Source organism: Pseudonocardia sp. (genome assembly GCF_035305885.1).
Classification (GTDB): domain Bacteria; phylum Actinomycetota; class Actinomycetes; order Mycobacteriales; family Pseudonocardiaceae; genus Pseudonocardia.
Window position 1 is genome coordinate 41435 of sequence record NZ_DATGOP010000018.1, and the last position, 7285, is coordinate 48719.

At 72.1% G+C, this 7285-nt stretch carries 7 protein-coding genes; all 7 read right to left on the reverse strand.

Annotation, left to right across the window (positions count from 1 at the left end; all coding sequences use genetic code 11):
• Window positions 1-19: 19 nt before the first annotated feature.
• On the reverse strand, window positions 20-2371 hold the full coding sequence (locus VKZ81_RS03005; RefSeq protein ID WP_324239829.1) for a trimethylamine N-oxide demethylase: 2352 nt from the start codon (window positions 2369-2371) through the stop codon (window positions 20-22).
• A complete protein-coding gene (locus VKZ81_RS03010) occupies window positions 2368-3774 on the reverse strand; it encodes an acyl-CoA dehydrogenase family protein (RefSeq protein ID WP_324239830.1) in 1407 nt (468 codons plus the stop codon). The genes VKZ81_RS03005 and VKZ81_RS03010 overlap by 4 nt, the downstream gene beginning before the upstream one ends.
• Window positions 3775-3896: 122 nt before the next feature.
• Window positions 3897-4190: a hypothetical protein gene (locus VKZ81_RS03015; protein ID WP_324239831.1), complete on the reverse strand. Its 294-nt coding sequence runs from the start codon at window positions 4188-4190 to the stop codon at window positions 3897-3899.
• Window positions 4191-4201: 11 nt separating this feature from the next.
• On the reverse strand, window positions 4202-5272 hold the full coding sequence (locus VKZ81_RS03020) for a hypothetical protein (RefSeq protein ID WP_324239832.1): 1071 nt from the start codon (window positions 5270-5272) through the stop codon (window positions 4202-4204).
• Window positions 5273-5543: 271 nt separating this feature from the next.
• Window positions 5544-6512 (reverse strand): bifunctional 5,10-methylenetetrahydrofolate dehydrogenase/5,10-methenyltetrahydrofolate cyclohydrolase, encoded by a 969-nt coding sequence (locus tag VKZ81_RS03025; RefSeq protein WP_324239833.1) that lies wholly within the window; start codon window positions 6510-6512, stop codon window positions 5544-5546.
• The gene (locus VKZ81_RS03030; RefSeq protein WP_324239834.1) at window positions 6509-7111 is read right to left on the reverse strand and encodes a cyclodeaminase/cyclohydrolase family protein; all 603 of its coding nucleotides are present in this window, start codon (window positions 7109-7111) and stop codon (window positions 6509-6511) included. The genes VKZ81_RS03025 and VKZ81_RS03030 overlap by 4 nt, the downstream gene beginning before the upstream one ends.
• 1 nt (window position 7112) lies before the next feature.
• Window positions 7113-7285, reverse strand: a 173-nt coding sequence (locus tag VKZ81_RS03035; protein ID WP_324239836.1) for a formate--tetrahydrofolate ligase, incomplete at its 5' end; no start/stop codon positions are given.

Sequence of the window (7285 nt, forward strand, 5' to 3'; positions counted from 1 at the left end):
CCTGCTTCGGCGTGATCGATCAGGACCGCGGACGGGTCTTGTCGGGGTCGTAGAACGGGAACCGGACGACGCGCGCCGGGATCCGCTTGCGGTGGCCGTCGAGCTTGCCGACCTCAACCTCGGTGCCGATCTCCGCGTGCTGGACGGCGATGCGGCACAGCGCGATGTTCTTGCGGAGGATGGGCGAGCGGGTGGCGCTTGTGATCACACCCACCTGGGAGCGTCCGATGTGGACGCAGTCGCCGTGCTGGGCGGGCTCGTTTCCGGCCAGCTCCAGCCCCACGAGGGTGCGCTGCGGGTGGGCCTTCCGCTCGAGCAGCGCCTCGCGCCCGACGAAGTCGTCCTCCTTCGTCTTCAGCGGCACCGTGAACCCGATGCCCGCCTCGAACGGGTCGGTCTGGTCGCAGAAGTCGTAGCCGGCGAACACCAGGCCGGCCTCGATGCGCAGGGTGTCGAGCGCCTCGAGCCCGAGCGGGGTGAGCCCGTAGGGGCGGCCCGCCTCCCACACCGCGTCCCACAAGGCGTTGGCGTCGCGCGGGTGCACCCACAGCTCGTAGCCCAGCTCACCGGAGTACCCGGTGCGCGAGACGATCAGCGGGATCCCGTTGTGGTCGCCGATGCGTCCGATCGCGAACCGGAACCAGGTCAGGTCGGTGAACCGCGGCTGCGTCGGCGGCGTCCAGATGATCTGCGCCAGCAGGTCGCGGCTGGCCGGGCCCTGCACGGCGATGTTGTGCAGCTGGTCGGTGGAGTTCTTGACCCACACCCGGTCCAGGCCGAGGCGCTGGGCCTGCTCGCGCAGCCAGACGCCGTCGTACTCGTCGCCACCGACGAACCGGAAGTTCGTGTCGCCCAGGCGGAAGATCGTGCAGTCGTCGATCATGCCGCCGGTCTCGTTGCACATCGCCGAGTAGACGACCTGACCCTGGGAAAGCTTGCGGATGTTGCGCGTGACGGTGGCCTGCAGCAGCGCCTCGGCGTCCGGGCCGAGCACCTCGAACTTGCGCAGGGGCGACAGGTCCATGACCGCTGCGCGCTCCCGGCAGGCCCAGTACTCCTCCTGGGGGCCGTGGCCGTCGAAGCTGCTCGGCAGCCAGTAGCCGCGGTACTCCACGAACTGACGGGTGAGCGCCGAGGTCCGTTCGTGGAAGGCCGTCTCCCGGGACAGCGTCGCCTCGGAATCCGGCGTAACCCGGTGGGCGATGGCCATCGAGAACTTCCTCCTCGAGTCGTACACCCGCACGTGGACGTCCGTGGGGATCCAGGCGTTCGACGGGTCGATGTCGTCCGGGCACGCCGACGACGCGCACACCAAGTCGGTGGCCGCCCGCAGCAGGACGTAGTCGCCCGGCCGCGACCAGGGCTCGTCGAAGACGAGCAGGTTGTTGTCGTCGAACATCGTGTTGTAGAAGAGGTTGAGCGCCGGCCAGCCCTTCCGGGGCGCCACGCCGTAGCGGGCGAGCTGGGCGTTGAAGTTGTCGGTGCAGTTGACGTGCCCCGGGTAGCCCATGTCCTCGTAGTACTTGGGGTTGCACGCGAGGCCGAAGGTGTCGTGGCGGCCCACCGTGTCGCGCACGACCTCCACGAGCGGCTGGGCGTCCTGGTCGTAGAACTTCCCGTGGAGGCCCGGCTGCGGATAGGCGTTGCCCATCAGGTACCGGGTGGTGGTGGAGTCCAGCCCGCGCTCGACGCCCTCCTGCAGCTGCCGGGCACCGAAGGCCAGGAAGTCCGAGCACTGCCTGCCTTCGACGTCGATGATCTGGATGTACTGGCCTTCGCGCACCTCGTAGCTGCGCGCCGTCGCCGCGTCGACGCGCATGTCGAGGATCGGCTCGGCGAGCGGTTCCGGTAGGCGGGGTTCGGCCGCCGGTCGCAGCACCGCCCGTCGCACCTCGAGCAGCAGGTCGGACGGCGGGTTGGCGGCATCGTCGTCGACCGCCATGGGCACCGCCGGCGCCGCGACGAGGACCACCGCGCGGTCTGTGGCCGTGAACGACTCCCGCGCCCCCGCGGGGGTCCACTCGCCGAACAGCTGGGCGGCGGTCGCCTCCGTCGGGTCGAGGCCGTGCTCGGCCAGCACCGCGAGCACAGCGCGCGCGCCCTCGCCGTCGGCGTCGCTGTGGGCCAGCGCGCGCAGCGTGGTGGCCGGCGCGTCCTGGCGGGCACCGAGCACGTGCTCCGCCCCGAGCACGGTGAGCTCGGCGCGCTGCCGGCCCTGCCGGTCGACCACGTCGAGCCGGTCCCCGCCCTCCAGGCGCACCGCGGTGACCCCGCCGGGGCGCACCCAGTACGTCTCAAGGCCGGGCTCGCGGGGCAGCAGGCCGGGCAGCACGAGCCGTGGGGTCGGCGTCGTCGGCATTGCGAGTGTCATGTCCGCATCACCCTTCCTGCGACGTGCGTCTGCTCGGCCGCTTCGGCTTCGGCGAACAGTCGGGCGGCGAGAGCGCGCTTGGCTGCCGGATCGAGCTTCCCGGTCTCGTTGCGCAGGGCACGTTCGTCGACGGTGCGGTTCCTGTAGTCGACGGCGGAGAAGCCGAAGAGCGCCGAGCGCGCCACGAACTGGCGGAGCACCTCGTTGGACGGCCCCATCACCCACCCGGCCTTGCCGTCGCGCAGGTATCGCTCGAGCTCGAGGTCGCGTCGGTAGCCCGATCCGCCGCAGGCGTGCAGCATCCGGTCCACCACGGCGCTGACGTTCTTCGCCGCGGTGAACTTGGCCTGCCAGCACCAGTGCAGGTGGTTCGCGCGGGCCCGGACGTCCGGGGCGAGCACCCGCCGGTTGCCGTCGGTGGCCTCGTCGAGCGCCGCGGCCGTGGCGAGAACGGTGAGGCGCGCGGCGTTCGTGTCGATCAGGGACTCGCCGATGTAGTCCTGCACAACGGGGTAGTCGGCCACCCGCCGTCCGGTGTCGCGGTGCTCCTTGCCCAGCGTGTGCCGCTTGGCGATGTCCACCGCCCCCATCGCGATCCCGTTCCACACCGCGGCGGAGCCGGTGAGGAACCACGGATCGACGACCTCGTCGTTGGACTCGGCGCCGTCGCCGAGCGGTCCGACGAGGTGCTCGGTCGGCACGAAGGCGGCGTCGATCTCGACGGGGCCGGACTGGTTGCCCCGCAGGCCCAGCGCGTCCCACAGGGACGGCTGCGCGCGCACGTCCTCGGCGTCGACCACGAACACCGACAGGTCGTCGTAGCTGGTGAACCCCGGGCTGGTGGTCTGCACGACGTAGAAGTCGGCGAAGCCGCCGGAGGTGGTCCACGACGACTTCTTGCGGATGCGGAAGCCCCCGTCCACCCGCTCGGCGCTCGAGGAGATCGGGTACCAGAAGTGCCCGCCGCTGGCCGGGTCGGAGTAGGACAGCGTGCCGATGCGCCCCTTCGACAGCGGGCGGATGTAATCGTCGACGAGCGACGGGGTGGGACGCAGCATGATCGCCTGGACGGCGACGACGTGCATGACGTAGCACATCGCGGTGGACGCGCAGCCGTAGCGGGCGATCGTTTCGCAGGCCACCGCGAACGCGGTGTGATCGCCGCCCAGCCCTCCGTACTCCTCGGGCACGGTGAGGGCGAGGTAACCGTGCTCCCCGAGCAGCTCCAGGTTGCGGCGCGGGAACCGGAGCTCGTCGTCGACGCGCTCGGCGTTGCCGCGGATCTCCTGCTCGCACAGCTCGACGAGCGTGTCGCGGAGCCTGCGCTGGCGGGGGCTGAGCAGCCAGTCCGGGTCCCACTCGGCCCCGACGCCCCAGAACGGCTGGTTGTCCCACGTCCTCACTCGGATGCTCCGGCCGCCCTCAGAGCCGCTTGACGAACGTGCGCGCCTGGTACAGGGCCAAGAGCGGCAGCCCGATCATCAGGACGACCATCAGCACCGGTCCAGCGCCGTAGGCGAAGAACTCATCCATTCCCTGCTCCGATCAGTCCGGACTGCCGCATGCGGGAGCGGCCGAACTCGTTGAGCGTGAACTTGAACAGCAGCTTCTCGACCCCGCCCGACCGGCTCGGGTCCACCGCGGTCTCGACCTCGTCGAGCAGCCCGCTTGAGTACAGGTCGGTGAGCGTGAGGCGCACCGTGCCGTACCAGTAGTCGCCGGAGACCCCGTACTCGCGCATCACCTCATCGGCGATGTCGTAGTCCCACATCGGTCCGCGCTCGGCGAGCAACTGCAGCATCCGTCCCTTGATGTGCACGGCCGACCTCCTCAGCTCGTGGCCGCCCGCGGCCGGGTGGCGGGCACCGCCCGGACGACCTCCAGCACGTCGCGCTTCTCGGTGAACAGGATGAAGCTGCCGAGCACGGCGATCAGGCCGCCGACGACGAACTGCAGGCCCGGCGCCTCGAGGGTGAACAGGTACAGCCACACCAGGGCGAGCGGCCCGTAGAGCGCGGCGATCGCCTGGCCGCGCCCAACGCCGATCAGCGGGAACGACTTGTACCAGGACACGTAGCAGAAGCCGAAGGTCAGCCCGAGCAGCACGAGCAGCAGCAGGTTGTTCGGGTTGGCCAGGGCCGCCCCCGTGACCTCCCACAGCCGAGCGCCGGCGAGCGCCGCCGTCAGCGGCACGGCGACCACCAACCACAGCGCGACCTCGGCGGTGAACCGCAGGGTGAGGCCGACGTCGGGGTCGCTGACGTCCAGCGCGCGCCCGGCGATGGCCCCCTCGATCCCCCAGCCGACGAACGCCAGCGCGCCGCCCACGTAACCGAGCAGCCCACCCGAGCCGGCCCCGGCCAGCTCACCGGCGATGCCCGGCGCGAAGATGATCACGCCTCCGGTGATGATCACGATGATGCCCACCGCCGCCTGCCGGGTGATGCGCTCGTGGTACCAGACCCGGGCCAGCAGGGCACCGACGATCGGGTAGAGCAGCGCGGCGACCGCGGCGAACGCCGCGCCGACGTAGGCGATGGCGAGGATCGACCCGAAGATCGCGAGCATCCCCGCGAGACCGGCGGGCGCGTACCAGCGCGAGATGCGCACGCGGCGCATCGTGCGCACGTACTCGCCCGTCTTCCCGAGGACGGCGACCCACAAGAACATCGCCAGCAGCACGGCCACGGCGTTGAGCGTGGTGATCACCATGGCCGCGAGCAGGTAGTCGGCCGTCGAGCCGGCGAGGTCGACGAACGGAGCCTCGGAGTAGATGACGGTGCCGGGTACGTACCAGGCACCCCAGAGCACCGCGCACCAGACGGCCCAGATGAAGCCCCACCGCACCTGCCGGTTGCGGTGCTCCTGGCGCAGCTGCACAACTTTGTCGCTGTCGAGCATGGCGACTCCTCACAGGGACCCGGCGCCCGGGGCGCCCGGCGGGGCGCGGGGCTGCAGTGGGCGGAGACGGCATCCGGATGACACGAGTGCGCACGTCGACAGGGCGGTCACAGCACCTCGGAACTGCCCTGTGTGACCTACATCATGGCCGATCTCGGCGCGCCTGTACACCCCTCTTGGAGACATCGTTGCCCAAAGAATCGGACACAACGACGGCACTGACCAGCGGATCTGGTCCCTCATCGGGGCAAAAAATTTCCATCAGGGCAATTCATGCGCTCACTAATTCCCTGACATCCAGTTCCGGCCCGGGGAGCCCCTTCGCCCGCCGAACCGGGTCCGTCGCGAGCGCGAGCCGCGCCGCGGCCACGGTGTTGCGCAGCAGCCACGTGTAGGTGACCGGGCCGACCCCACCGGGCACCGGGGTGATCGCGGCGGCGCGGCGGGCGACGCTGTCGTGGTCGAGGTCGCCCACCAGCCGCACGGCCCCGGTCATCTCGTCGTGGACCGCGTTGATGCCGACGTCCACGGCGATCACCCCGGGCTTGACGTCCACGCCGCGCAGCAGGCCCGGCACACCCGCGGCCACGACGAGGATGTCCGCGGCAGTGGTGTGCTCGCGCAGCAGCCCCGCCCGGGCGCTGTGCACGTCGCACGAGACCACGGTCGCCCCGCGCGCCATCGCCAGCGACACCACCGGCTTGCCGACGTTGGCCGACCGGCCTACCACGACCACCCGGCTGCGCCGGTAGACCTCGCCCGGGTCCCGGCCGTCGCGGGAGAGGTACGTGTCGAGCAGGTGGAACACCGAGGCCGGGGTGGACGGCACGAACCGCGGCCGCTCCAGTGCGAGCAACCCGGCGTTCACCGGGTGCACCGCTTCGATGTCCTTGAGCGGGTCGAGGGCCCGGTACACCGCCGCCTCCGACACCTGCGGCGGCAGCGGCCGCAGCACGAGCACGCCCGAGACGCGCGGGTCCGCGCACAGCCCGCCGACCGCCGCGACGACGTCGGCCTCGGCGGCGTCGCCGGGCAGGGCGACGCACGAGTAGCGGCAGCCGAGCGACTCCGCGAGATCCCGCACCCGCCGCTCGTAGGCGCGCGCGGGATAGGAATCGCCCGCCAGCACGGTGGCGAGCCCCGGCCGGGCCCCGCGCGCGGTCAGCTCGCGCACATCCGCCTGGACCTGCTCGCGCAGCCGCGCCGCGCACGACCGCCCGTCGATCAGTTCCGCGGTCACACTCGCTCCTCCGCCATCGGCAGCACCCGCTGCGCGGTCTCGCGGGCGGCCGCCGCCGCCCGCGACGCCGCGACGGCGATCCCCGCGTCGAGGCCGCCCAGCTCGACGTTGATCCGCACCAGCTCCGCCGCGGCGCGCGCGGCACCCTCGGCGAGCACCACCCCGGCGCGCACGTCGCCCGCGAGGTTCGGGTTGCCGCCCTCAGCGATCGCCTCCCCCGTCCGGGCGACGCGCGCCGCGGCCTCCGCGATGCGCAACGGCACGTCCGCAGCCCGTTCCACCGCAGACCGGATGCGTGCCGGGCGGCCCGGGTCGTCGCGCGGTGCGCGGAAGGCCGCGAGCACCTCGCCGTAGGCGAGCGAGTCGCGGTCGGCCAGCGCGGTCGCCTCCGCCCGCACGGCGTCGGCCTCGTCCGCCGCCGGCACCTCCGCCTCGACCGCGGAGGAGAACCGGGCCGCCATCGCGACCAGGCCCGCCGCCGCGGCGACCGTGAGCGCGGCGACCGCGCCGCCGCTGGGTGCCGACCGCCGCGCCGCCACCGCGGCGAGGAACTCCGCGACGGTCTGCTCGGCGTAGCCGGGGTGGGCCGGAGACGACACCTCAGGACAGCCCGACGATCTCGCCGTTGGCGGCGAGGTCGATGCGGTGGGCGGCGGGGTTGGTGCCGAGGCCGGGCATGGTGCGCATGTCGCCGCAGATCGGGTAGATGAACCCGGCGCCGACGGAGGCGCGGACCTCGCGCACGGGCAGCCGCCAGCCGGTGGGGGCGCCTT

Excerpts from the sequence above, each read along its gene's own strand:
- VKZ81_RS03005 (WP_324239829.1), bottom strand. The coding sequence starts at position 2,371 with ATGACACTCGCAATGCCGACGACGCCGACCCCACGGCTCGTGCTGCCC.
- VKZ81_RS03020 (WP_324239832.1), bottom strand. The coding sequence starts at position 5,272 with ATGCTCGACAGCGACAAAGTTGTGCAGCTGCGCCAGGAGCACCGCAAC.